The 23,545-nt window shown below is 56.3% G+C and carries 23 protein-coding genes and 2 tRNA genes; 12 read left to right on the top strand and 13 right to left on the bottom strand.

The genetic code is table 11. The features are described from left to right. The first annotated feature begins 3 nt into the window (after positions 1–3). From pqiA to rmf, 4 genes are all read left to right on the top strand, one after another. The gene (gene pqiA / locus MKZ79_RS07710) at positions 4–1,278 is read left to right on the top strand and encodes a membrane integrity-associated transporter subunit PqiA (RefSeq protein WP_336141028.1); all 1,275 of its coding nucleotides are present in this window, start codon (positions 4–6) and stop codon (positions 1,276–1,278) included. Then, positions 1,265–2,905: an intermembrane transport protein PqiB gene (pqiB, locus tag MKZ79_RS07705; RefSeq protein WP_336141027.1), complete on the top strand. Its 1,641-nt coding sequence runs from the start codon at positions 1,265–1,267 to the stop codon at positions 2,903–2,905. The genes pqiA and pqiB overlap by 14 nt, the downstream gene beginning before the upstream one ends. After that, a complete protein-coding gene (gene pqiC, locus MKZ79_RS07700; RefSeq protein WP_336141026.1) occupies positions 2,905–3,465 on the top strand; it encodes a membrane integrity-associated transporter subunit PqiC in 561 nt (186 codons plus the stop codon). The genes pqiB and pqiC overlap by 1 nt, the downstream gene beginning before the upstream one ends. Before the next feature lie 277 nt (positions 3,466–3,742). Further along, on the top strand, positions 3,743–3,910 hold the full coding sequence (gene rmf / locus MKZ79_RS07695; RefSeq protein ID WP_125288886.1) for a ribosome modulation factor: 168 nt from the start codon (positions 3,743–3,745) through the stop codon (positions 3,908–3,910). A 62-nt stretch (positions 3,911–3,972) separates the two neighbouring features. Here the strand turns inward: rmf and fabA are convergent, their stop codons facing one another. Both fabA and MKZ79_RS07685 read right to left on the bottom strand, forming a co-directional pair. Further along, positions 3,973–4,491 carry a bifunctional 3-hydroxydecanoyl-ACP dehydratase/trans-2-decenoyl-ACP isomerase gene (gene fabA / locus MKZ79_RS07690; protein WP_336141025.1) on the bottom strand — a complete coding sequence of 173 codons (519 nt, stop codon included), beginning with the start codon at positions 4,489–4,491 and terminating at the stop codon, positions 3,973–3,975. Positions 4,492–4,559: 68 nt separating this feature from the next. Then, entirely contained in the window at positions 4,560–6,302 is a 1,743-nt protein-coding gene (locus MKZ79_RS07685; protein ID WP_336141024.1) for a Lon protease family protein, read from the bottom strand. Between the two features lie 183 nt (positions 6,303–6,485). Here MKZ79_RS07685 and matP point away from each other — a divergent pair, with 183 nt between their 5' ends. Continuing rightward, the gene (gene matP, locus MKZ79_RS07680; protein WP_336141022.1) at positions 6,486–6,941 is read left to right on the top strand and encodes a macrodomain Ter protein MatP; all 456 of its coding nucleotides are present in this window, start codon (positions 6,486–6,488) and stop codon (positions 6,939–6,941) included. An 88-nt stretch (positions 6,942–7,029) separates the two neighbouring features. Here the strand turns inward: matP and ompA are convergent, their stop codons facing one another. Together ompA and sulA are read right to left on the bottom strand one after the other, a co-directional pair. Further along, a complete protein-coding gene (ompA, locus tag MKZ79_RS07675) occupies positions 7,030–8,094 on the bottom strand; it encodes a porin OmpA (protein WP_336141021.1) in 1,065 nt (354 codons plus the stop codon). Between the two features lie 347 nt (positions 8,095–8,441). Then, positions 8,442–8,942 (bottom strand): SOS-induced cell division inhibitor SulA, encoded by a 501-nt coding sequence (gene sulA, locus MKZ79_RS07670; RefSeq protein WP_336141020.1) that lies wholly within the window; start codon positions 8,940–8,942, stop codon positions 8,442–8,444. 208 nt (positions 8,943–9,150) lie between these two features. On the opposite strand from sulA, the gene MKZ79_RS07665 reads away from it, so the two are divergent. Beyond that, positions 9,151–9,774, top strand: a complete 624-nt coding sequence (locus MKZ79_RS07665; protein ID WP_336141019.1) for a TfoX/Sxy family DNA transformation protein — start codon at positions 9,151–9,153, stop codon at positions 9,772–9,774. Here MKZ79_RS07665 and yccS read toward each other — a convergent pair. Then, positions 9,771–11,900: a YccS family putative transporter gene (yccS, locus tag MKZ79_RS07660; protein WP_336141018.1), complete on the bottom strand. Its 2,130-nt coding sequence runs from the start codon at positions 11,898–11,900 to the stop codon at positions 9,771–9,773. The two genes, MKZ79_RS07665 and yccS, sit on opposite strands and share 4 nt — an antisense overlap. After that, complete coding sequence (locus MKZ79_RS07655) at positions 11,897–12,349, bottom strand: YccF domain-containing protein (protein WP_336141016.1); 453 nt, start codon at positions 12,347–12,349, stop codon at positions 11,897–11,899. Before MKZ79_RS07655 ends, yccS begins: the two co-directional genes overlap by 4 nt. Positions 12,350–12,478: 129 nt before the next feature. Here MKZ79_RS07655 and helD point away from each other — a divergent pair, with 129 nt between their 5' ends. After that, positions 12,479–14,533, top strand: a complete 2,055-nt coding sequence (gene helD / locus MKZ79_RS07650) for a DNA helicase IV (RefSeq protein WP_336141015.1) — start codon at positions 12,479–12,481, stop codon at positions 14,531–14,533. A 19-nt stretch (positions 14,534–14,552) separates the two neighbouring features. On the opposite strand, the gene MKZ79_RS07645 is transcribed toward helD, so the two are convergent. Both MKZ79_RS07645 and MKZ79_RS07640 read right to left on the bottom strand, forming a co-directional pair. Next, positions 14,553–15,011 (bottom strand): methylglyoxal synthase, encoded by a 459-nt coding sequence (locus MKZ79_RS07645; RefSeq protein ID WP_336141014.1) that lies wholly within the window; start codon positions 15,009–15,011, stop codon positions 14,553–14,555. A gap of 68 nt (positions 15,012–15,079) precedes the next feature. After that, on the bottom strand, positions 15,080–15,715 hold the full coding sequence (locus MKZ79_RS07640; RefSeq protein WP_336141013.1) for a YccT family protein: 636 nt from the start codon (positions 15,713–15,715) through the stop codon (positions 15,080–15,082). A gap of 169 nt (positions 15,716–15,884) precedes the next feature. Between MKZ79_RS07640 and MKZ79_RS07635 the strand changes: the two genes are divergently transcribed. After that, positions 15,885–16,301 carry a CoA-binding protein gene (locus tag MKZ79_RS07635; RefSeq protein WP_336141012.1) on the top strand — a complete coding sequence of 139 codons (417 nt, stop codon included), beginning with the start codon at positions 15,885–15,887 and terminating at the stop codon, positions 16,299–16,301. A gap of 24 nt (positions 16,302–16,325) precedes the next feature. Here MKZ79_RS07635 and hspQ read toward each other — a convergent pair whose 3' ends face one another. Continuing rightward, on the bottom strand, positions 16,326–16,640 hold the full coding sequence (hspQ, locus tag MKZ79_RS07630; RefSeq protein ID WP_336141011.1) for a heat shock protein HspQ: 315 nt from the start codon (positions 16,638–16,640) through the stop codon (positions 16,326–16,328). 62 nt (positions 16,641–16,702) lie between these two features. Continuing rightward, a complete protein-coding gene (rlmI, locus tag MKZ79_RS07625; RefSeq protein WP_336141010.1) occupies positions 16,703–17,893 on the bottom strand; it encodes a 23S rRNA (cytosine(1962)-C(5))-methyltransferase RlmI in 1,191 nt (396 codons plus the stop codon). Positions 17,894–17,977: 84 nt separating this feature from the next. Between rlmI and yccX the strand changes: the two genes are divergently transcribed. Next, positions 17,978–18,253 carry an acylphosphatase gene (gene yccX, locus MKZ79_RS07620; protein WP_336141009.1) on the top strand — a complete coding sequence of 92 codons (276 nt, stop codon included), beginning with the start codon at positions 17,978–17,980 and terminating at the stop codon, positions 18,251–18,253. 10 nt (positions 18,254–18,263) lie between these two features. On the opposite strand, the gene tusE is transcribed toward yccX, so the two are convergent. Both tusE and yccA read right to left on the bottom strand, forming a co-directional pair. Further along, positions 18,264–18,593, bottom strand: a complete 330-nt coding sequence (gene tusE / locus MKZ79_RS07615) for a sulfurtransferase TusE (RefSeq protein WP_336141008.1) — start codon at positions 18,591–18,593, stop codon at positions 18,264–18,266. A 103-nt stretch (positions 18,594–18,696) separates the two neighbouring features. Further along, positions 18,697–19,353, bottom strand: a complete 657-nt coding sequence (gene yccA, locus MKZ79_RS07610; RefSeq protein ID WP_336141007.1) for an FtsH protease modulator YccA — start codon at positions 19,351–19,353, stop codon at positions 18,697–18,699. A 215-nt stretch (positions 19,354–19,568) separates the two neighbouring features. Here yccA and MKZ79_RS07605 point away from each other — a divergent pair. From MKZ79_RS07605 to agp, 3 genes are all read left to right on the top strand, one after another. Next, a tRNA-Ser gene (locus MKZ79_RS07605) sits at positions 19,569–19,656 on the top strand. A gap of 267 nt (positions 19,657–19,923) precedes the next feature. After that, a tRNA-Ser gene (locus MKZ79_RS07600) sits at positions 19,924–20,011 on the top strand. Positions 20,012–20,295: 284 nt separating this feature from the next. Then, positions 20,296–22,026 carry a bifunctional glucose-1-phosphatase/inositol phosphatase gene (gene agp / locus MKZ79_RS07595; protein WP_336141006.1) on the top strand — a complete coding sequence of 577 codons (1,731 nt, stop codon included), beginning with the start codon at positions 20,296–20,298 and terminating at the stop codon, positions 22,024–22,026. 93 nt (positions 22,027–22,119) lie between these two features. Here agp and MKZ79_RS07590 read toward each other — a convergent pair whose 3' ends face one another. After that, complete coding sequence (locus MKZ79_RS07590; RefSeq protein ID WP_336141005.1) at positions 22,120–23,493, bottom strand: NAD-dependent succinate-semialdehyde dehydrogenase; 1,374 nt, start codon at positions 23,491–23,493, stop codon at positions 22,120–22,122. Positions 23,494–23,545: the final 52 nt, after the last annotated feature.

Genomic DNA, 23,545 nt, shown 5'->3' with positions numbered 1-23,545 from the left:
TCTATGTGCTCATCGCACCAGGCCGACCAGTGGATGCTTTGCCCGCAGTGCGACCTGATGACACAGTTGCCGCCGCTGACGCCGGGCAGTAAAGCCAGCTGCCCGCGCTGCGACACCACGCTGGTGATGCAGTGGGATGAGCCGCGCAAGCGGCCAACCGGCTATGCGCTGGCGGCGTTATTTATGCTGGTGCTGGCGAATCTGTTTCCGTTCGTCAATATGCACGTCGCGGGGATGAGCAGCGAAATCACGCTGATGCGCATTCCTCAGGTGATGGTTTCGGTTGACTACAGCAGTCTGGCGACGCTGTTTCTGCTGTTCGTGCAGGCCGTACCCGCGCTTTGCATGATCATTATTCTACTGCTGGTCAATTCGGTTGACCTGCCCGCGCCGTTGCAAAAAACGATGGCGCGCGTGCTGTTCCAGATTAAAACCTGGGGCATGGCGGAAATTTTCCTGGCCGGCGTGCTGGTCAGCTTTGTGAAGCTGATGGCCTATGGCGATATCGGCATCGGCAGCAGCTTTATTCCATGGTGCCTGTTCTGTCTGCTGCAGGTGCGCGCTTTTCAGTGCGTCGATCGGCGCTGGATGTGGCAACGTATCGCCCCTTTACCGGCGCTGCCGGCCAAACCGGTGCCCGGTATCAGCGGGCTGCAGCAGCAGATGCGTTCCTGCAGTTGCTGCACGGCCGTACTGGCCGCCGATCGCCTCCACTGTCCGCGCTGCGGCACGCCAGGCCACGCTCGCCGCAGGCACAGCCTGCAGTGGACGCTGGCGCTGCTGCTCACTTCGCTGCTTTTATATATTCCTGCTAATCTGTTGCCGATTATGATTACCGAATCATTAGGCAATAAGATTACCTCGACCATTATGGCCGGCGTGGTGCTGCTGTGGAGCGAAGGTTCTTATCCGGTGGCGCTGGTCATCTTTATCGCCAGCATCATGGTCCCTTCGCTGAAAATGGTGGCTATCGGCTGGCTCTGTTGGGATGCCAACGGTAAAAGCAAGCCGCATCAGGACAGCGAAAGGATGCATAAAATTTATGAGGTAGTGGAATTCGTCGGCCGCTGGTCGATGATTGACGTCTTTGTTATCGCCGTGCTCTCCGCGCTGGTGCGCATGGGCCAGCTGATGAACATCTATCCCGCGACGGGCGCGCTGCTGTTTGCGCTGGTGGTCATCCTGACGATGTTCGCCGCCATGACCTTCGACCCGCGTCTCACCTGGGATCGGGTAAGTACAAAAACTAGTGAGGAACCAGACTTTGCAGGAAAATAATCACGGCACCGCGAAGGTCGATCGCATCAAACGCTGGTCGCCGGTCTGGATCATACCCATCGTCACCGTTCTGATTGGCGCGTGGATCCTTGTATATCACTTCAGCCATCAGGGGCCGCTGGTCACGCTGATCACCACCAACGCCGAAGGCATTGAAGGCGGTAAAACGGCGATTAAAAGCCGCAGTGTGGATGTTGGCACGGTAGAGAGCGCGGAGCTGACCGACGATCTGCTGCACGTCAAAATTACCGCGCGCCTCAATTCCGGCATGGAGAAACTGCTGAAGGCGGACAGCGCCTTCTGGGTAGTGAAACCTACTATCGGCCGCGAAGGCGTCACCGGCCTGGGGACGCTGCTTTCCGGCTCCTATATCGAACTGCAGCCCGGCAGCAAAGGCGAGAAGCCGGAAGAGTACAAACTGTTGGACGCGCCGCCGCTGGCGCCGCCGGACGCCAAAGGTATTCGTATTACGCTCGACAGCGCGAAAGCGGGTCAGCTTAATCCCGGCGATCCCGTGCTGTTCCGTGGCTATCGCGTTGGCTCCGTTGAAACCAGCCACTTTGACGCGGATAAACGCATGATGACCTATCAGCTGTTTGTCGCCGCGCCTTACGATCGTCTGGTCACCACCAACGTGCGCTTCTGGAAGGACAGCGGCATCGCTGTGGATATGTCCGCTTCGGGTATGCGCGTTGAGATGGGTTCGCTGACTACCCTGTTTAGCGGCGGCGTCAGCTTTGACGTGCCGGACGGTTGGGAGCTGGGCCAGGCGGCGGAAAATAAAGCGGAATATAAGCTGTTCGACGACCAGCGCAGCATCCAGGATTCGCTCTATACCGTACACAAAGATTTCCTGATGTTCTTTAGCGACTCCATTCGCGGCCTGCAGCCGGGCGCGCCGGTAGAATTCCGCGGCATCCGTCTGGGTACGGTAGCCGAAGTGCCGTTCAAATCGAACAAAGTCGCGCAGCAGCTGGGCAACGATTATCGCATTCCGGTATTGATCCGCATCGAGCCGGACCGCTTCCAGAGTATGCTGGGCAAGGACTTCGATATTGAGCAGCATCTCAAGGACGGTATAAAAGCCGGACTGCGCGCCTCGCTGAAATCCGCCAACCTGCTGACCGGCTCGCTCTATATCGATCTCGATTTCGACAGCAATGCCAAACCGTTTAAAGGCCCGGCTTCTTTCGCAGGCTATGAGCTGATCCCGACGACCAGCGGCGGACTGGCGCAGATCCAGCAAAAACTGATGGATACGCTGGATAAGATCAACTCGCTGCCGCTTAATCCGATGATCAATCAGGCGACCGGCACGCTGAAAGAGAGCCAGCGCACTATTCGCGAGCTGCAAAAAACGCTGGATAACATCAATCAGATTACCGGCAGCCAGTCGATGAAAGAGCTGCCAGCCGATCTGCAGAAAACGCTGCGCGAGCTGAACACCAGTATGAAGGGCTTCCAGCCTGGTGCGCCAGCCTACAGCAAACTGGTCGGCGATATGCAGCAGCTCAACCAGGTACTGCGTGAGCTGCAGCCGGTGTTGAAAACGTTGAATAACAAGAGCAACGCGCTGGTGTTTGAAGCCAAACCCGGTCAGGACCCACAGCCGAAGAGGGCGAAATAATGAAAAGATGGATACCTGTGGCCCTGGCCCTGGCGCTGAGCGCCTGTAGCAGCACGCCGGACACGACTTATTACCAGCTGCCTTCTGCGGCGAAAGGCGCGGTTGCCAGCAGCGCGGATGCTATGCGACCAGCGGTTTTCGTACAGCACGTCTCCGTGCCGGACTATCTGTCCGGTAACGGGCTGGTGTATCAAACCAGCGACGTAAAATACGTGATTGCCGCCAATAACCTTTGGGCCAGCCCGCTGGATCAGCAGCTGCAGCAGACGCTGGTAGCTAACCTGAGCGAAGCGCTGCCTGGCTGGCTGGTATCGTCTTCACCACTGGGCCAGCAGCAGGAAACGCTGAATGTGAACGTCACCGGCTTTCATGGTCGCTACGATGGTCACGCGGTAATTAGCGGCGACTGGGTGCTGGAACGCCAGGGAGAGATCGTCAAACGTTCGTTTACGCTGGCGCTGCCGCAAAATGAAGATGGCTACGATGCGCTGGTCAGAACGCTGGCGGCGGGATGGCAGCAGGAGGCGCAGGATATCGCTGGCGCTATCCGTAGTAATTAGAAAAATTAATAGTTGTAGTTAAGCCCCGTTCTGGCGCATATCAACACCATGCGCAGACGGGGCTTTTTTTATTGTCATACAGCTGGTTATCCGGTGTTTTACTCTGTTTTCAGTCAATATGCCGCCGCTATCCTGCCACAGGTTTATGACACTGGCGTGAAATTTGCGCGTTGATCTTAAGAGAAAATGGCGTTAGAACTAGATTGTGGCTGCGTACGCAATCACTGATTTCTTTCCACCAGATTCCACCTGACCTGAAGAGGGGACAACAGGCATGATGAAGAGACAGAAACGAGATCGGCTAGAACGGGCACATTCCAGAGGTTATCAGGCCGGTATTACCGGACGCCCGAAAGAGATGTGTCCCTATCAAATGATAGATGCAAGATCTCACTGGTTGGGAGGCTGGCGACAGGCCATGGAGGACAGGACGGTTACTGCGTAATCCGCACTGTTTACTGAAAAGGAAAACCTCCGCCCGGGCGGAGGTTTCGTATTTAAGAACGCTTAAAAAGCGGTGGTGTCTTTGAACAGACCCACTTTCAGATCGGTAGCGGTATAGATAACATTGCCGTCCACCAGCACTTCGCCATCGGCCACGCCCATCACCAGCTTGCGGTTAATTACGCGCTTAAAGTGGATACGGTAAGAGACTTTTTTCGCCGTTGGCAGAACCTGACCAGTAAATTTCACTTCGCCCACGCCCAGCGCGCGACCTTTGCCTTCCGCACCCAGCCAGCCCAGGTAGAAGCCGACCAGCTGCCACATGGCATCCAGACCCAGGCAGCCTGGCATGACCGGATCGCCGATAAAGTGACAGCCAAAGAACCACAGGTCGGGATTGATATCCAGTTCCGCTTCCACAAAACCTTTGCCGTAATTGCCGCCGTCTTCGTTCATCTCAATGACGCGGTCCATCATCAGCATGTTGCCAGCCGGCAGCGGTGGGCCTTCAGCGCCGAACAGTTCGCCGCGACCAGAGGCAATCAGGTCTTCTTTGCTATAGGATTTGCGTTTATCTACCATGTTCTCAATAAGCCTTATTTTAATGAAGCACGAAGGTTAGCGTACAGCTGTAAGCTGAGCAAGCCCGATTAGCTCTGGTTGAACCAGTTCAGCCAGCGCAGCGGCCAGGGACGCTGCCGTCCTTCCTGCTGGTTAATCTGCGCGATGCGCTCCTGTATCGATCTTAGCAGACAGGGCGCGTCTTCTTTTTCCCATTCAACTTTAGTCAGTAACGGCAGCGCTTCCTGCACGCTGTCGACCGCCCAGATATGGAATTTCCCTTCCCGCACCGCATCCACCACTTCCTGCTGCAGGCAAAGGTGTCGCACATTTGCCGCCGGAATAATAACGCCCTGGCTGCCGGTCAAGGTGCGATGAGCACAGACGTGGAAAAAGCCTTCAATCTTTTCATTCAGGCCGCCGACCGGCTGAACGCGGCCGAACTGATCCACCGAACCGGTCACCGCAATCTGCTGGATGATCGGCTGTCCCGCCAGCGCGCTAATCAGTGCGCACAGCTCCGCCAGCGAAGCGCTGTCGCCGTCGACTTCCGAGTAGGACTGCTCGAAAACCACGGAGGCGGAGAAGGGCAGCTGCTGATCCAGCTCCAGCTCGGCGATCAGCCAGGCCTGCATAATCATCATACCCTTGGCGTGGATATTGCCGCCCAGCTCCGCTTTGCGTTCCACATCGTTGAACTCGCCGTCGCCAACGTGCACAACGCAGCTGATACGCGAAGGTTCGCCAAATGCGCGCGGGTGGCCGGGAAACTCGATGACCGACAGGGCGTTGATCTGGCCGATCGCTTCACCTTCGGTTTCGATCAGGATCTGATCCAGCAGGATCTCGTCACGCACGCGCTCGGCAAGGAAACTTTCGCGCCATTCACGATTTTCCAGCGCGTCCTGCAAATGCTCGCCGGTAATCAGGTTTTCGTCACTGTTGGCGGCCGCTTCCTGAAACTGGCGGGTGAGCCAGAGAGGGCAGAGCGGCAGCGTTTCCTGATCGCCGGTATAGCGCACCGCTTCACGCATCAGGACAGGCCAGAGATCGTCGGCAATCAGCAGTTCCGCATCGGCAGCAACCAGTCGCGCCCACTTAATCCACAGGCTGAACGCGTCTTCATCCACTATCTGAATGTTCTCTTCAAATTCAGTGTAGAAGGCCAGCGACGCCAGCTCCGGCTCCATCTCCTGGAAATCGGCCAGCGCATCGCGTTCGCCGGTCAGAATCAGGCGGAAATGCATCGGCATTGACGGTACTGCTATCGGTAGCGGACGCGACTCGTCAGGCGAGTGCCAGCTAAACTGACCGGTGGTCAGGATCTGCTTCAGCCGCAGCCAGAGAAGCGGCTGAGCCAGCAGCGTGCGCAGGGAAAGCAGCAGGGTGCCGCCGTTAGCCTTATGCACCAGTCCGGGCTCAAGAGTTAAGGTATTGTTGTACTGACGGAAACAGCCAAAAAGCTGCTCTGCTTCAATCCAGTCCGCACTCTGTACGCCGCCTGTAGAGGCGAAGTTATCCTGCGTCGAGGTTGCCGGGCGCCAGCTAACCGTCGCGCCTTCGATATGATAATGACCGCCATAAAGCGTCGCGCTTTCATCATCAAAACCTGAAATGACAGCTTGCAACATACTCTGGTAAGCCGTATGTTCCGGCATTTTAACCAGCATTAGCGGCAGTTTCGCCTGGCTGTTCAGCAGCAGACTCAACGTACTGAACAGACGTGGCTGTACCGCAGAGAAATCACAATCATCAGGAAGCGAGGAGAAAAGCGACTGAACGCTGTCGGTATCGGGCTGCAGGGCGCGCCATTCAAGTTGGTTGTTGATCAAAGTTATCGTATTTTTCTTGAAATGAGTAATGCGGCATTATACAAGATTTCAGCCTGTTAAGCATCGCAGAGATCGCCTTAACCGCCTCTTAAGCCGCATTTGCGAGTTCGCTCTGGTTTTCCATACGGCGATGTTAAAAAAGCTGTTATTCTAAATAGGTTACAGGTTTAGCATGAGATTCCGATGAAATATCAGCAACTGGAAAACCTTGAAAGCGGATGGAAATGGACGTACCTGATGAAAAAACATCGGGAAGGTGAAGCGATCACGCGTTATCTGGAGCGAAGCGCGGCTCAGGCCGCCGTCGGTGAACTACAGGCGTTAGAACACAGGCCCGGCGAGGTTACGACCTGGATTGCTCGCCATATCAATCCGACGCTGGAAAACCGCATGAAGCAGAGCATTCGCGCGCGCCGCAAACGCCATTTCAACGCGGAACACCAGCACACGCGGAAAAAATCGATCGATCTGGAATACCTGGTATGGCAACGGCTGGCTGCGCTGGCGCAGCGGCGGCAGGTAACGCTTTCAGAGACTATTGTGCAGCTGATTGAGGATGCGGAGCATAAAGAAAAGTATGCCAGCCAGATGTCGCTGCTGAAACAGGATTTACAGGCTATCCTGGGCAAGCCGGAATGAATGAGCGCCAGCAGGCGTAACCCGGCATAGCATATTTAGCGCCCACAAAAAACCCCGCCGAAGCGGGGTTTTTTATCAAAGAGAAGTCTTAGCCCTGAGGCTGAGTTACCACGTCTTTGATGCCTTTAACCTGGATTTCTACGCGACGGTCAGGACCCAGACATTCGATCAGGGCGTTACGGCCTTTCACGCTGTCACAGGTGTTGCCGGTAACTGGGTTAGATTCACCCATACCGCGTGCAGAGATCTTGTTAGAAGGGATGCCTTTAGAAACGAGGTAGTCAACAACGGACTGGGCGCGTTTCTCAGACAGTTTCTGGTTGTACTGGTCAGAACCGATACGGTCGGTGAAGCCCAGAACAACGACGTTGCCGTCTTTAGGATCCAGAGAGCTCAGCTGGGTGTACAGCTGATCCAGAGCCTGCTGACCTTCTGGCTTCAGAGTCGCCTTGTTGAAGGTGAACAGCACGTCAGATTTCAGGGTGAAACGCTTGGTTTCAACAACTGGCGCTGGCGCTGGAGCCGGAGCCGGTGCTGGAGCCGCTTCATCCTGGCCGAAGCGGTAGGAAACACCTACGCTCAGCATAGCGTTGTCAGGACGGGTGCCAACGGTGTTTGCGTCACCGATGTTGTTAACCCACTGGTAGTCCAGACGAGTAGCCCAGTTTTTGGTAACGGCGTATTCAACACCCACTGCCGCCAGCGGAGAAACGCCGGTGTCGTGGTCGCTGATGCGGGTGCCGTTGTTGTTCTGCTTGGAGTCTGCACGCCATACCATGCCGCCCAGACGAGTGTACACGTCCAGATCGTCATAGATTGGGTAGCTCAGTTTCGCAGCCAGCTGAACGCCCTGTGCTTTGTACGCGCCGTTTACAACGTTGCCTTTGTAAGGCATACGGCCCAGCCAGTCATAACCCAGCTCGAAGCCCAGGTATTGGTTAGCCTGGTAACCACCGAACGCACCCGCGCCCAGCTGGCTTTCGTGAGTTGGACCGTCGTTGTTTGCATAACCGTTACCGTAGTAACCCGTGTCGTGGTACTGAGACCAGCCCAGTTTCGCACCGGTGTACCAGGTGTCATCTTTAGGGGCGGCCTGCGCTACGGTAGCGAAGCCAGCCAGTGCCACTGCAATTGCGATAGCTGTCTTTTTCATTTTTGCGCCTCGTTATCATCCAAATAGGCAATGAGCTTTCATTAGCTCTTTGATTAATCCTTCGCCGGGTTATGACGCTCGATTATGACTCATCCAAAAAAGGGAGATTATTGAGCACCCTGGCGACGTAAAGTCTACAACGTACCAGCAAACTTACAAGTAAGATGTGAAGCCGACCTGAAAAAAAACGGGGATTTGCACACAAATTTACACATTTGGCTTAAGGGGGATAGGGGAAAGTAATGGGAAAAAAGGGGGCTAAACCATTGTCCCGCCGGGTCATAGCATTATCAGGCGCTTATCCTACCCGGGGGATAATTTTGTGATGAGAAAACTCTTATTTTTACTTAATGATACAAACTCGAGTGAATTTTTAATCCATTAAAGGGTCTGGCAGCGACAATTTCGACCGGATCCGGCCGCATAATCAGACCTAATGCCTGGCCGCTGAGTGCCGCATCGTGCAGACGCTGACGATCTTCTGCCGTCAGTTCTTCCGGCAGCCAGCCGAGCACCACACTGTAGTTGCCCGTTTGCAGCGCTTTAATCATCGCTTCCAGCGTATTGATGGCGGTGCCCTGCACCTGCATTACCTTGTCCAGCGGCAGTCCCGACTGCGCCAGCCAGCTGCGGCTCAACTTCTGCGGCGGCGTCAGCCACAGCTGCCAGCGAGACTGCATGCCTAACTGCTGGAGCAGAGGCAGCAACAGCATCTGCGTCATGCCCGGCTGATTCTCGCTGTAGATCAGTTCGCTGATCAGGCCGGTCGTTCCGCTGCTGGATGAAGAAGCGCAGGGCTGAGGTAAACGGCTGTTAACAGAGTGAGATTTCATGGAATGAGTATGCATATCGGCTTCGCTCGCAGGTCACTGTATGGATATACAGTATAAGGGCGATGCATAAAGATCAACCTTAATTTTTGAAAACGTCTCGCAAAATCACAATGTAACGCCCCGCAACGACAATTATTAATTGAACCTGTTACTCCGATTGCATACTTTTTCCTCCCACAATGGAGCTACAGAACCGGTTAATTCTGTCCACAGGGAGAACATGATGAGTGATTCAAAAAGTCAGATTGAAAAAGCCCGGCACCAGCTTGCCGAGCTGGGTGAGATCGAGTGCCGCAGCCAGTTCGGCGGCTACAGCCTCGCAGTAGAAAGTGTGGTTTTCGCGCTGGTTGCGGAAGGCGAACTTTATCTACGCGCCTGCGAGCAGGTAAAACCTTATATCGTGGAGCGGAAGATGGAGCCTCTGCACTTTACTAAAAGAGGTATGCCGGTCGCGCTGGACTACTACCGCGTCGATGAGCCGCTCTGGAATGAGCATGGCCAGCTGCTGGCGCTCTCTCGTCTGTGCCTGCAAGGCGCCCGGCAGCAACGCGTGCGGCAGCAGCAAAACCAACGTCTGAAAGATTTGCCTAATCTGACCATACGTCTGGAGATGCTGCTGCGCCAGGTTGGTGTCAGCACTATCGCCATGCTGAAAGAGCAGGGCGCTCGCCGCTGCTGGTTGAAGCTGCGCGCCTGCAATAATAATTTAAGCATCAAAGTGCTGTTCGCGCTGGAAGGCGCTATTGCAGGCCGCCATCATGAAGCGCTGCCGGAGAGCGTCAAGACCGAGCTGCGCCAGTGGTATAAAGAGACGCTGCGGCGCGAGGCGAAAAAGCAGAAATCCTAAGCGGCCAGCCTCTTTTTTTTCAGCCGGACGATTTCCGGCAGTAGCGCGATCAGCAGACCCATCTGCTGCAACACCAGCGGTTCTTTTGTGTCGGGCGCGGCCTCCGCCGCCGCCAGGCGAACAGAAAGATTATCCAGCAGCCTGGTCGCCTTGTCTTCATCGACAATGTCGACGTGCAATACATCGTCAACGTAGCAGACTGCGTCGTCCATCAGCTGCAGCATGGCGGGACGGGTAATTTTCTCCCGATGGGCGCCCAGCGCGGAGATATAGCTAAGGAAAGAGTGGTTCAGGCACAGCAGGCGAAACGCGTCTTCGCGCAGGCTTCCGCTCGCATTCTTTTCTGCTGAAATATTTGAAACCACCGAGGCCAGTTCCGCGTCGCAGTTATGCGCGTCGCGCCGGGCGATGCGGTAATCCAGACGATTATCTTTGCCCTGATGGTACTGCACCAGAATAGCGTCCAGATAGCGGCAGTTGGCGTTAAGGGTTCGCTCCGCGACGGCGGCAAGCTGACGGAAGCGCCAGTCAGGCCAGATAAAGGCGACGGCCAGCCAGGCTATGCCGCAGCCCAGCAGCGTATCGATAATCCGGGGCAGCGCAATTTCAAAGCCTTCGCCAAGCAAATTAAAACAGCAGAGCACCAGCAGGGTAATAAAGAGCGTAGCGTTGGCATACTGCGACTGCCGGAAAGCAAAAAACAGCACGCCGCTAAGCACGATCAGCAGTAGCTGCCCTTCCACAGAAGGTACCAGCCAGAGCAGCGGCAGACCGATGGCTATACCGGCTACCGTCCCAACGATGCGCAGCGCCAGCCGTCTTTTGGTGGCGTTATAGTTGGGCTGGCAGACGAAAAGGCTGGTCAGCAGGATCCAGTAACCGTGTTCCAGTCCGGTGAGCTGAATAAAGGCGTAGCCGGTACAGAGCAGCAGCGACATGCGCACGGCATGGCGGAAAAGCGGCGACTGCGGCGACAGATGACGGCTAAAGCGCAGGCGAACGTCCGCCCAGCCGGTCAAACCTTCACTGGAGAGACGGCCATCGCTGTTATCCTGAAAAACCTGTTCGGATTCGATAGTCGCCAGCTGCGCGTCTATCGCTTTCAGGTTATGCAGTAGATAGTGCATGGCTTTGATTTCGCTGCTGGCGGGCTGCGCGGCGGTTAAGCGATCCAGTGCCGCCTGCAGATGCGTAAAAGCGCGCTCAAAACGCGGATCGTGCTGCCAGGCTTCGCGCAGCAAAATAGCGTCGGCCAGCTGCTGACACGCGCGGGCCTGCATCGTCAGCAGGCGCTGAAAGCGGAACAGAATATCGCTGTAGCGATACTCTTTGCGTAGCGCGTGATATTGCGCATGGGAAGAGCTGGCGCGCTCGTGGATATCCTGCGCGACGAAGTAGTAATGCAGCGTACGCCGCGTGCTGCGCTGTCCGCGATCGCCCCGCAGGCGGGACTGAATAGAAATTTTCGTCTGATTGAGCGTGGCGACCAGCTGGCTATTGGTCATCGCGGTTTCAATCAGCGAAGCGTCATCGTTTTCTTCCGTATCGGGATCGAACAGGCCCGCTTTCGCTTCCAGATAGCGCGCCAGCCCTTCGAAACAGCGGGCGATATTCTCCTGCAGCGGCCGCACCGGAAAAATCAGATGGCCAATTAAGGTCAGCAGGTTGTACCAGACAGCGCCGAGCAGCAGCAGTGACGGCTGCATATACCACTCCGGAAACAGACCCAGACCAAGAAGGGTATAGATAGCGGTCAGCAGGGCGCCGAAAGCGATAGTGGCATAACGCTGGCCAAGCGCGCCGAGCAGAATAAACCCCCAGCTGGAAAGCGCCAGGCCGACGATAAACAGCCAGGGAAAAGGAGAAAGCAGCTCGACCGAAACGGAAGCCACGCAGAAACAGACCAGCGTAATCAGCAAATTACGCAATCTGCCGCTAAGGCGATCATCAAGATCGGCCAGCGCAGCCGCCACCACGCCCAGCGTCAGCGGGATAGTCCAGGTAATCTGACCCAGCCACAGAGGCACGCCTGCGGTGCCCGCCAGCGCAAAGAAGATGCGCAGGTTATAGAGCAGAGCGCTGTTATAGGCGTAGCGGCGCAGGCGCGGCGTCAGCGAAAAGCTCATGCGCGGTCAAACCGGCGACGTGCGTTAGTTTCACGAGCGGCTCTGGCCACTTCGACGCTGACCACGCGGCGACCTACAGGCCAGAGCGCAATAGCGGCGATTTTAAAATGAGCGATGCCCGTAGGGATGCCAATAATCGTAATACACTGGGCGATGCCGACCAGGATATGAGTCACGCACAGCCACCAGCCGCAGAAGATAAACCAGACAATATTCAACAGCGTGCCGCCGGTGTTCAGCAGCAGGTTTTTTTTGCCGGGATTAAGTTCATCCACGTGCACCGCTTCGTTGCCGTAGGGCAGCAGAGAAAGTTTGGTTATCTCCCAGCAGGAACGGGTCAGCGGCAGCGTAATAATAAAGACGATGCTGAGCAGCGTAGCGAAGAGCCAGCCTAAGGTGGTGATAAAACCGCCCAGGAAAAAATTCAGAATATTTAGAACGGTACGCATCAGGTCAGATCCTCGCGCTGCGGGAAAAAGGAAAATTCAATGCGTTGATTATACCGTGTTTTAACGCTGGAGCGGTACATCCTTGCCGGGTAAACTGTGCGGCAGACTAACCGCAGCCCGAGACCGTAAATGGAACTGAAAGCAACATCGCTGGGTAAGCATCTGGCGCAGCATCCCTATAACCGGGTGCGTCTGCTCTCTGCCGGCGTCGAAGTCAGTGGTCAGAAGCATGAATATCTGATCCCTTTTAATCAGCTGCTGGCGATTCGCTGCAAGCGCGGGCTGGTATGGGGCGAACTCGAATTCTCTTTGCCCGATGGCAAAGTCGTGCGTCTGCACGGCACGGAATGGCAGGAGACGCAGCGTTTTTATCACTATCTGAACCAGGCCTGGCAGACGTGGAGCCAGCAGATGAGCCTGGTGGCAGCGGAGGTTTTGCAACAGCAGGTGGCAAGCCTCAATCAGTTTGAGCAGCAGGACAGATGGCTGAAGCGTGCCGAAGTGGCGGACTGGCAGGAAAAAATTCAGGAAACCTTCTCGTCGCAGCCTTTGCCTGTGGTCCGGCTGGAGGAGTTTGACTGCTGCCGGGATGCCTACCATTTATGTCAGCGCTGGCTGGAAAACAGTGAAGCTCAGCGTCAGCAGCGTAACGAGCGGTGGACGGAAAAAATGGTGGCGCAATACGCCGATTTTTTTGCCCGCGTGGAAAGTTCCCCGCTGAGCGCCGCGCAGGCGAGCGCGGTCGTCAACGGTGAAGAGGCGCTGCTGGTGCTGGCTGGCGCCGGAAGCGGCAAGACGTCGGTACTGGTCGCGCGTGCGGGCTGGCTGCTGCAGCGCAAGGCAGCGACCGCAGAGCAGATCCTGCTGCTTGCCTTTGGCCGTCAGGCGGCGGAAGAGATGAGCCAACGCCTGCAGGCGCGCCTGCATAACGACGATATCGAAGCCCGCACTTTTCATTCGCTGGCGCTGCATATTATTCAACAGGGTAGCAATAAATCGCCCGTTATCAGCAAGCTGGAAACCGACAGCGAGCGTCGACAGCAGCTGCTGATTGAAACCTGGCAACAGCAGTGCAGCGAGAAAAAAGCGCAGGCCAACGGCTGGCGGCAGTGGCTGCAGGATGAGCTGGGCTGGGAACTGGACGAAGGCGCTTACTGGCAGAATGCGCGGTTGGTTAAGAGGCTGGGCGGACGGCTGGAACGCTGGCTGGAGCTGATACGCATGCACGGCGGCGCGCAGGCCGCGATGATCGAATCTGCACCGGAAGCGGTTCGCGACCTGTTCAGCAAAAGAGTAAAGCTGATGGCGCCGCTGCTGAAAGCCTGGAAAAACGCGCTGAAAGAGGAAGGCGCCATAGATTTTTCCGGCCTGATCCACCAGGCGATCGCTATCGTGGAAAAGGGGCGTTTCATCAGCCCGTGGAAGCATATTCTGGTCGATGAATTTCAGGATATCTCACCGCAGCGGGCCGCTCTGCTGGCGGCGCTGCGCAGGCAAAACAGCCAGACTTCGCTGTTTGCGGTGGGCGACGACTGGCAGGCGATCTACCGTTTCTGCGGCGCGGAGATGACGCTGACTACCGCTTTCCATCACTATTTCGGCGAAGGCGAGCGCTGCGTATTGGACACCACATGGCGTTTTAATCAGCGCATCGGCGACATCGCCAACGAGTTTATTCAGCGCAACCCGTTCCAGCTGAAAAAAACGCTGAACAGCCCGCGCAAAGGCGATAAAAAAGCGATTTCGCTTTTGCCTGATTCACAGCTGGAGGCGCTGCTGAATAAGCTCAGCGGCTATGCCGCGCCGGACGAACAAATTCTGATCCTCGCACGTTACCGTCATCAACAGCCGGCGCTGCTGACTAAAGCCAGAACGCGCTGGCCGGGGCTGAATATCTCATTCGCTACCGTGCATGCCAGTAAAGGTCGGCAGGCGGATTACGTTATGCTGTGCGGATTAACAAGCGGCGAAGAGGGCTTTCCGGCACCGGCCAGAGAATCGATCATTGAGCAGGCGCTGCTGCCTCCGCCGGAGGATTTTCCGGATGCCGAAGAGCGCCGTCTGGCCTATGTAGCGATGACTCGCGCAAAAAAACAGGTCTGGCTGCTGTTTGACAGCGAGCGGCCGTCCAGTTTCGTCGAGGAATTAAGGGCAATGGGCGTGCCGCTACTGCGTAAGCCATAATCCGGCACGCCCGCCGCGCTTACTGCAGGCGCGATTGCAGATAGCGCTGATAGTCAGGAATAGCGATATCAAGCGGCTGCGCAAACAGCGGAGAGTGGATAATAAAATCGGCGGTAGCGCGATTGGTGGCGACGGGAATATTCCAGACCGTGGCCAGCCGCAGCAGCGCCTTAACGTCCGGATCGTGCGGCACCGCGTTCAGCGGATCCCAGAAGAAGATCAGGACATCGATTTTGCCTTCGGAGATGAGCGCGCCGACCTGCTGATCGCCGCCCATCGGGCCGCTCAGCATCGCGGTAACCGGCAGGCCGGTCGCACGCTGGATCAGATTGCCGGTGGTGCCGGTAGCGTACAGCGTGTGCTGCTGCAGCAACGCTTTATGGCTGTCGACCCACGCCATCATAGAAGCTTTACAGTGATCGTGCGCGACCAGCGCAATATGTTTTTTTTCCCCGATTTTGCGGGTAGTCTGCTCCATAACGGTATCCTGTCTCGTTGAAAAGCAAACTATAAGGCTTCCGATCCCCGGACGCCAGCAGGCGAAGCTCAACCTGTGCGCAACGCCCTTAACAGCATCACAAAACGCTGGCGGGTAGCGGAATCCACCTGCTGATACCAGAGCTGCAGCACGCGACCGCCCGGATAATCGCCGCTGGCGAAATTCAGGGTATCGCCGTCAACCGCATTGCCGGTAGTGTGCGGTTGCGCAAAACGCGGCACCGAAGCCGTGCGGCCCTGCATATTATAGGCGGCCATCGCCCGTTCGAAATTTTCGCTGGCGCTGACGGCCAGGCGATCCTGCTGGTTTTCCACAACCTTACCTTGCTCATCATGCAGCTGAAAATCGGGATGATGGGCAAAAGCCCGCGCCTCGCCAGAAGTGCGAATAATGGGTAGCGTAATCGCAATGGATTTTACGTTGGCCGTAAAGGTGACGATTAAGGGCGGCGAATTCCACGGCGTGGCGTGGCCGCTTTCCAGCGTTTTTTCCACGCGGAACAACAGCTGATGCTGGCCTCGCTCCAGCTCGATACCGTCAGCGCCTTTCAGCAGCGAACCGGAAATTTTGTGGCCGTCGAGTACCAGCAAATCGATATCGGGCGCGAGTTTTAAGGTGGTTGCCTGGGCCGCGGCCGCAACCCATATTGCCATCAACCCTGTCAGGAGCGGACCCAGCTTCATTATTTCTCCAGATGCCCGTGAAGGTAGAAAAAGAGCGAATGTATCAAAGTCTTTCAGTATGACAGCATATTAACATTTTTACATATTTATTCGTGCTAAATCTTTTGCGGCTATGATTATAAGCGCAAACTATCATCACCTTTCGCATCCCTTTCTTCACGGAGCCGCTATGGATGACAAAACAATAGCCGAAGTATTGACGACGACCCGTCATATCGCGCTGGTGGGCGCCAGCGACAAGCCCGCCAGGGCCAGCCATTACGTGATGGCTTATCTGCTGGATCAGGGGTACAAAGTAACGCCGGTCAGCCCTAAACTGGCCGGACAGACGCTGCTGGGGCAGAAGGTCTACGCGAAGCTGGAAGAGATTCCTGAACCGGTAGATATGGTCGATGTGTTTCGCAATGCGGAAGCGGCCTGGGGCGTGGCGCAGGAGGCGATCGCCATCGGCGCCAAATCATTATGGCTGCAGCTGGGCGTGATCAACGAGCAGGCCGCCGTGCTGGCCGCGGACGCGGGCCTGAAGGTCGTGATGGACCGCTGTCCGAAAATAGAAATCCCGCGGCTGGGGTTGAGCAGGCAATAAAAAACCCCGCAAGCGGGGTTTTTGTCAGTTTCTGAGGCGCGGTGCCTGAAGCTGCTCGCGTATAGAGGCGGCAAGCTCATCCATGGAAGGATGCTCCGGGTGCTCGCCCGGCGTTTCCCAGCCAAGCTGGGCTTCCGCCAGATAGGTATGCACCGTTTCGCCGTTATCGTCTTCCATCACCACGTGATACCAGGGCGCATTACGCAGCGCGCCCTCGGCGATATCATCAATTTTCGGATCTTCCAGCGAATACTCCGGATCCACATCGACGACAACCCCCAAGAAACCCAGCAGCTTGTGTCGTACCTGCTGGCCAAGTCCAAATTTGCTGGCAATCATTGCGACCTCCTGAGAAACATAGCTCTGCCATCCTATATGGGGGCAGGGTCAGCGTTTTCAAGTCACAGTACGCGGCAGGCGAACCCTTTCAGATAGAGGCCTTCCGGATAGCTGGCGATCACAGGATGATCGGCTGCCTGCCTGAACTGCTCAATAAATTGTACATCACGCTGCGCATCAAGCGCAGCATCAGCGATAATTTTCTGAAACAGTTCCACAGGCATCAGGCCGGAGCAGGAGAATGTCAGCAGCATACCGCCCGGATTGAGCAGCTGCATCGCCAGCATATTGATGTCCTTGTAACCACGGCAGGCGCCGGCCAGCTGATTTTTGTTCTCAACGAATTTCGGCGGATCCATCACGATCAGATCGAATTTCTCTCCGCTGTCGCGATAGCGACGCAGCAGCTTGAAAACGTCGTCGCGCAGGAATTCCGCTTTGGCGAGATCCAGCCCGTTCAGCTCGACGTTCTGACGAGCCACATCCAGCGCCGCCTGCGAGGTATCCACGCTGATGACCTGCTGGCAGCCGCCAAGCAGCGCTGAAACGGCGAAGCCGCCGGTATAGGAGAAGCAGTTCAGCACGCGGCGGTCTTTAGCGTAGCGACGCGTGGCCAGGCGGCTGTCGCGCTGATCCAGATAGTAGCCGGTTTTGTGGCCGGTCTGAATATCCACCAGCAGCTTCATGCCGTGTTCGGTAATGGGCAGCAGCTCAGGCGGCGTGTCGCCCAGCACCAGGCCCTGCGTCAGCTCGAGTCCCTCTTTTTTACGTACGGAGACGTCAGAGCGATCGTAAATGGCGCAGTCCGGATAGCAGCTTTGCAGCGCGCTAATCAGAGCGGCGCGCTGATATTCGGCGCCGGCGGAGAGCAGCTGCAGCACCAAAAAATTGCCAAAGCGATCGATAGTGACGCCGGGCAGGCCGTCAGATTCACCCGCGATCAGACGGTAGCTGTCGAGGTCGTCGCGCTCCGCCAGCCAGTCGCGCAGCTGTTGGGCAGCCTGCAAACGGCGGGTAAAGAAAGCGATATCGATCGCCTCATCCTGCTCCCAGCTCCAGACGCGGGCGCGGATTTGCGAAGCGGGCGACCAGGCGGCGCGAGCCAGCCATTTACCCTGGCTGTCGCAGACGTCAATGGTTTCACCCGGCTGAGCTTTGCCTTCCAGACGGGCTACGGCGCCGGAGAAAACCCAGGGATGACGGCGGAGTAAGGACTTTTCACGCCCTTTAGCGAGAATCAAACGAACGGTCATATTTGCTATGCTTACAGTCAGAAAAACAGGCGCCATTGTCCGGTGCCTGGCCGTAAAAAGCAAACTGTCTCTGCGGGAGGAAATATGACGACCATCTGTAAAAGAGCCTGGGTTCACGGCAGCGTGCAGGGCGTAGGATTTCGCTACAGCACTCAGCAGGAAGCCAAAACGCGCGGGCTGAAAGGCTACGCCCGCAATCTTGACGACGGCAGCGTGGAAGTGCTGGCCTGCGGCGAGGAAAAAGAGGTCGAGGCGCTGATCGCCTGGCTGAAAGCGGGCGGGCCGCGATCGGCCAGGGTCGATAAAGTGCTTACGGAGCCGTGCGGCCCGGAACAGCCGGAAAGCTTTACTACCGGCTAAACTCTCAGGCTCACAGACATTTGGCAGGTTTAGGCAGGCCGGCGATTTTGGTCGCCTGTTTGGCCGGCCCTTTCGGGAAAAGGCGGAACAGATAGCGGCTGTTGCCTTTCTCCTCGCCATATTTTTTCGCCATCGCCTTAACCAGCATACGTACGGCAGGAGAGGTATTAAACTCCAGATAAAAATCCCGCACGAAGCGTACGACTTCCCAATGCGCCTCGCTCAGCTCAATACCTTCTTCTTCCGCCAGTAGTGGCGCCAGCGCCTCGCTCCAGTCCGTGGTTTCAATCAGGTATCCCTGTGCGTCGCGCGCGATCTCTTTGCCTTCGAAAAACACCATCTAACCTCTGTTTCAGTAACCAGCGCGCAGTCTAGCAAAAATTGCGCCCGACGATTGGGCAAAAAAAAGCTCCGCAGTGCGGAGCTTCAGATTCGCCAGAGTATCAGTTGCTGCGGGACATGCCCAGAATGCTTAGCAGGCTGACAAAGATGTTATAGACAGAGACATACAGGCTGACGGTGGCGCGGATGTAGTTGGTTTCGCCGCCGTGAATAATGTTGCTGGTTTCCCACAAAATAGCGCCAGAAGAGAACAGCACGAACATAACGCTAATCGCCAGGTGCAGGGCAGGGATCTGCAGGAAAAGATTGGCCAGTACTGCAACCAACAGCACCACAAAGCCCGCCATCATCATGCCGCCCAGGAACGACATATCCTTGCGCGTGGTCAGCACGTAGGCTGAGCAGCAGAAGAACACCAGCGAGGTGCCGCCCAGCGCCAGGCCAATCACGTCGCCCATGCCAGCCGACAGTAGCGAGTTTAGGATTGGGCCAAGACAGTAGCCAAGAAAACCGGTAAAGGCGAAGGCGGCCAGAATACCGGTCGGGCTGTTCGCCAGACGGTAAGTCAGAAACATCAGGCCGTAAAAACCCGCCAGCATAATCAGCAGGCCAGGCGCGGGCAGGGCGTAAACAGTACTCAGCGTGGCGGTGACGGCCGAAAAAGCAAGCGTCAGCCCCAGCAGAAAATAGGTATTGCGTAAAACTTTATGCGTGGAAAGCAGGGAGCTTTCGCGGGTGCCGGAGATAATGCGATCCATAACGGGCCTCTTAAGGTCATCAAACTGTTGAGAGAATATGCAGCGCTTTGTTAAGGGGAAAGACGTTTTACCCTTCTTTACTCGTCGCCGCGCAGAAAATGTGAGCAAAGCGGCGCTTATTACGGCAAATAGTTCCGGACTGATGGTTTTTAAGGCAGTTGAATCAAAGCTTGCTTTACATCGGCGCGGAGGATGTTTATAGTTCGGCTCATTGCGGAGGGGTGGCCGAGTGGCTGAAGGCACCGGTCTTGAAAACCGGCGACGGGAAACCGTTCGAGAGTTCGAATCTCTCCTCCTCCGCCATCAAATTCAACGGGTCAGCGAAAGCTGGCCCGTTTTGCTTTGCGTCTTATGCCGCTGTCTGCTTGTTAAGCCTGTCGCTATTATCCTGCTATTGCCCGCTATGCGGTGTTTTCTTGCCCTGTATCAGCACGCTTTCTGTACAACTTAAAAAAAGACGTATAAAAGCGCATAAATTCAACAGAATAGCAAAAAAAGTACTTGGCAGCCGTCGGCTTTCCCCCTATACTGCGCGTCATCAGTTGCACAGCAGTGCAGGTGATAAAGTGCGGAGGGGTGGCCGAGTGGCTGAAGGCACCGGTCTTGAAAACCGGCGACGGGAAACCGTTCGAGAGTTCGAATCTCTCCTCCTCCGCCATCAAATTCAACGGGTCGGCAATTGCCGGCCCGTTTTGCTTTCTGCTATGCGCTGGCTCTGTTTCAACGGCCGTACAGCCCGTCTGGGAAAAACATCCCTTTTCTTTTCAATCTCCTGATGCGTCGTAACGGCAAAGGCGATAGTCTGCTATATTCTCAACACTGATAATGCCCGGACCCGGCCCTTATTTTCGCCGCGCGGCGGTGCCTTTTCGACGCCGTCTTTTGCCAGGCACATCGCTTTGCTGGCCGGGTGATCCACCCTTGAATCAATGGAAAAAACACATGATTAAAAAGTATAGTCTTTGCGCACTGGCGGTCTGTTCGGCCCTGACCGGCTTTTCCGCTTACGCCGCTGACGATAACTATCAGCTTGAGCAGGTGTTAATGATGAGCCGCCATAATCTTCGGGCGCCGCTGGCCGACAACGGCAGCGTGCTGGCGCAGTCCACGAAGAAAAAATGGCCGCAGTGGGATGTGCCGGGCGGTCAGCTCACGACCAAAGGTGGCGTGCTGGAAGTCTACATGGGGCGCTATACCCGTGAATGGCTGGCGCAGCAAGGGTTGATTAAAGAGAATGAATGCCCGGGTAGCGATGAAGTTTACGCCTATGCCAACAGCCTGCAGCGTACCGTCGCCACCGCGCAGTTCTTTATTGCCGGCGCTTTTCCCGGCTGCGACGTGCCGGTTTCTCATCAGGATGAGATGGGCACGATGGATCCTGTCTTTAATCCAATCGTTACCGACGACAGTGAAGCCTTTAACAAGCAGGCGCTGACCGCCATGAACAGTACGGCGGAAAAGCTGACGCTGAAACCGGCGTTCCAGCGGCTGGAAAAAATCGTCGATTACAAAAACGCGCCGGCCTGTGACGGCAAGAAACAGTGCGATCTGAGCAGCGCTAACCAGAATAAATTCTTTGCGGAGAACGGCAAAGAGCCGACGGTGAGCGGCCCGCTGAAAATTGGCAATTCGCTGGTCGATGCCTTTACTCTGCAATATTACGAAGGGCTGCCGGCGGATCAGGTAGCCTGGGGACAGATTAAAACGCCGGAACAGTGGAAAGAGCTGTCGGCTATTAAAAACGGCTATCAGGATACGCTGTTTACCTCGCCTGAGGTGGCACGCGATGTAGCGGCGCCGCTGGTGGACTATATCCGTAGTTTGCTGGTTGATGAAGACAAGGCCAGCGCGCCGAAAGTAACGCTGATGGTGGGTCACGACTCCAATATCGCTTCGCTGCTGAGCGCGCTGGATTTCAAGGCCTATACGCTGCCCGATCAGTTTGAACGCACGCCGATTGGCGGCATGATTCAGTTCCAGCGCTGGCACGACAAGAAAAACGATCGCGAGCTGGTAAAAGTTGAATATGTTTATCAGAGCAGCGATCAGCTGCGCGATGCCACGCCGCTCTCGCTGGATACGCCACCCAAGCGCGTGACGCTGGAGATGAACGGCTGTAAAACCGACGCTAACGGTTTCTGTCCGTGGGATCAGTTTACAGCAGTACTGAACAAAGCTATTGCCGGTACGCCAATGGCTGCGGCGCAGGCAGCGGCGGCAAGCGATAAAGCTGAAGGCGACAAGGCGGCTCCGGCAGAAGCGGCTGCCGCTGACGCGACCGATAAAGCCGAAGCGGATAAGCCGGCGGCAGACAAAGCGGCTCCGGCGAAGTCGGCTGAAGATAAAGCTGTAGCGGATAAAGCGGCGCAGCAGAAAGCCGCTGCCGATAAGGCTGAAGCGGATAAAGCGGCTGCCGATAAAGCCGCAGCGGAAAAAGCGGCGAAAGCGAAAGCCTCAGCGGAAAAAGCCGCCGCCGATAAAGCCGCAGCCGAGAAAGCAGCAAAAGAGAAAGAGGCGGCGGATAAAGCTGCGGCCAAACAGGCCTCCGCTGACAAAGCGGCGGCAGAGAAAGCCGAAGCGGACAAGGCGCCAGCCGAACAGTCTGCGGCGAAGCAGGAAAACGAAGCTGCCAGCAAGTCTGAAACCGCGCCGGCAGAGAATAAATCTTCCTGATTGCGGGCATAAAAAAGACCGGCGCGTTGCCGGTCTTTGTCATAGCAAGGGAATTCAAAGGCCGATCTTATCGGCCTTTTTTGTTACCTGCGCTTAGCCGTTGCTGATCACGACCAGCTTCTGGTTCACAAACTCCTTGATCCCCAGGTCTGAAAGCTCACGACCGTAGCCGGAGCGCTTCACGCCGCCGAAGGGTAGCTCAGGCGCGGTATCGCTGGCGGAATTGATGTAGACCATACCGGTTTCAATGCGAGAGGCGAGCGTTTTGCCACGTTCAATATCGCCGGTAAATACCGAGCCGCCCAGACCGTAGTGCGAGTCGTTAGCCAGCTTCACCACTTCATCATCGCTCTTCACGACGTAAATCTGCGCGACCGGGCCAAAGAACTCTTCAAAGTAAGCCGGGTTGTCGCGCGTAATGCCGGTAAGAATGGTCGGTTGATAAAAACAGCCATCGCCTTCCACAGGTTTGCCGCCCAACAGCAGCTTAGCGCCTTTAGCCACGGCGTTCTCAACCTGTTTGACCAGCGTATCGCGAGCGCTGGCGGAAGAGAGTGGGCCAAGCGTAGTGCTTGCATCAAGCGGATCGCCGATTTTCACTTCGCGGAAAGCCTGAGTGAATTTTTCAATAAAGGCATCGGCTACTTTTTCATGCACGATAAAGCGTTTGGCGGCGGTACAGACCTGACCGCAGTTGCTCAGACGCGCGCCAACGCCAGCCTTGACGGCCTTCTCCAGATCGCAATCGTCAAGCACCACGAAAACATCGTTGCCGCCCAGCTCCAGCGTCGTTTTCTTCAGATATTTGCCGGCCTGCTGCGCTACGGCGCTGCCCGCGCGTTCCGAGCCGGTCAGCGCCGCGCCCTGCACGCGATCGTCGGCGATAAGCGTAGCGATCTGATCGTTGCTGACGAAAAGATTCGTCCAGGCGCCTTTTGGCGCGCCTGCTTCCGTGACCAGCTCTTCAAACAGCGTGGCGCAATGAGGCACGTTAGCGGCATGTTTCGCCAGTACCGGGTTCCCTACCGCCAGGTTAGGCGCCAGCACGCGCATCAGCTGGTAGTAAGGGAAATTCCAGGGCTCTACGGCAACCAGCACGCCAATCGGATGGTTCTCGACCCAGGCTTCGCCCAGATCGCTGGGATAAGAGGTCGGCGCAAGGAAGCGCTCGGCGTTTTCCGCGTAGTAGCGAGCAATCTTTGCGCAAAGTTTCACTTCGCCGCGGCTCTGCTCAATCAGTTTACCCATCTCAACGCTGGCCGCTTTCGCCAGCTCGTCCACGCGGCCATCAATCAGGTCGGCCAGTTTTGCCAGTACCTGCAGGCGTGGCTGCATCGGGCCCTTAGACCATGAAGAGTGATAAAGATCGTCAGCGGTTTTTAGCGCCGCTTCCACCTGGCGGTCGTCATGATCCGGCCAGGATTTAATCAGCTCGTTATTGGCGGGGTTGATCGTCTTGTAAGACATAATGGCTCCTTCTCAAGGCCGTCAGGCTAAATGGTGAGAATAAGCGTAGTAG

This window comes from Erwinia sp. CGal63, from assembly GCF_037026505.1.
Taxonomy (GTDB): Bacteria; Pseudomonadota; Gammaproteobacteria; order Enterobacterales; family Enterobacteriaceae; genus Erwinia.
Note: the sequence above shows the minus strand (reverse complement) of the source record. Positions and strands in the feature narration are given on the sequence as shown.

Coding starts and splice junctions, on each gene's coding strand:
- pqiA (WP_336141028.1), top strand. CDS start 4: ATGTGCTCATCGCACCAGGCCGACCAGTGGATGCTTTGCCCGCAGTGC.
- pqiC (WP_336141026.1), top strand. CDS start 2,905: ATGAAAAGATGGATACCTGTGGCCCTGGCCCTGGCGCTGAGCGCCTGT.
- rmf (WP_125288886.1), top strand. CDS start 3,743: ATGAAGAGACAGAAACGAGATCGGCTAGAACGGGCACATTCCAGAGGT.
- fabA (WP_336141025.1), bottom strand. CDS start 4,491: ATGGTAGATAAACGCAAATCCTATAGCAAAGAAGACCTGATTGCCTCT.
- matP (WP_336141022.1), top strand. CDS start 6,486: ATGAAATATCAGCAACTGGAAAACCTTGAAAGCGGATGGAAATGGACG.
- ompA (WP_336141021.1), bottom strand. CDS start 8,094: ATGAAAAAGACAGCTATCGCAATTGCAGTGGCACTGGCTGGCTTCGCT.
- sulA (WP_336141020.1), bottom strand. CDS start 8,942: ATGCATACTCATTCCATGAAATCTCACTCTGTTAACAGCCGTTTACCT.
- MKZ79_RS07665 (WP_336141019.1), top strand. CDS start 9,151: ATGAGTGATTCAAAAAGTCAGATTGAAAAAGCCCGGCACCAGCTTGCC.
- yccS (WP_336141018.1), bottom strand. CDS start 11,900: ATGAGCTTTTCGCTGACGCCGCGCCTGCGCCGCTACGCCTATAACAGC.
- MKZ79_RS07655 (WP_336141016.1), bottom strand. CDS start 12,349: ATGCGTACCGTTCTAAATATTCTGAATTTTTTCCTGGGCGGTTTTATC.
- helD (WP_336141015.1), top strand. CDS start 12,479: ATGGAACTGAAAGCAACATCGCTGGGTAAGCATCTGGCGCAGCATCCC.
- MKZ79_RS07645 (WP_336141014.1), bottom strand. CDS start 15,011: ATGGAGCAGACTACCCGCAAAATCGGGGAAAAAAAACATATTGCGCTG.
- MKZ79_RS07640 (WP_336141013.1), bottom strand. CDS start 15,715: ATGAAGCTGGGTCCGCTCCTGACAGGGTTGATGGCAATATGGGTTGCG.
- MKZ79_RS07635 (WP_336141012.1), top strand. CDS start 15,885: ATGGATGACAAAACAATAGCCGAAGTATTGACGACGACCCGTCATATC.
- hspQ (WP_336141011.1), bottom strand. CDS start 16,640: ATGATTGCCAGCAAATTTGGACTTGGCCAGCAGGTACGACACAAGCTG.
- rlmI (WP_336141010.1), bottom strand. CDS start 17,893: ATGACCGTTCGTTTGATTCTCGCTAAAGGGCGTGAAAAGTCCTTACTC.
- yccX (WP_336141009.1), top strand. CDS start 17,978: ATGACGACCATCTGTAAAAGAGCCTGGGTTCACGGCAGCGTGCAGGGC.
- tusE (WP_336141008.1), bottom strand. CDS start 18,593: ATGGTGTTTTTCGAAGGCAAAGAGATCGCGCGCGACGCACAGGGATAC.
- yccA (WP_336141007.1), bottom strand. CDS start 19,353: ATGGATCGCATTATCTCCGGCACCCGCGAAAGCTCCCTGCTTTCCACG.
- agp (WP_336141006.1), top strand. CDS start 20,296: ATGATTAAAAAGTATAGTCTTTGCGCACTGGCGGTCTGTTCGGCCCTG.
- MKZ79_RS07590 (WP_336141005.1), bottom strand. CDS start 23,493: ATGTCTTACAAGACGATCAACCCCGCCAATAACGAGCTGATTAAATCC.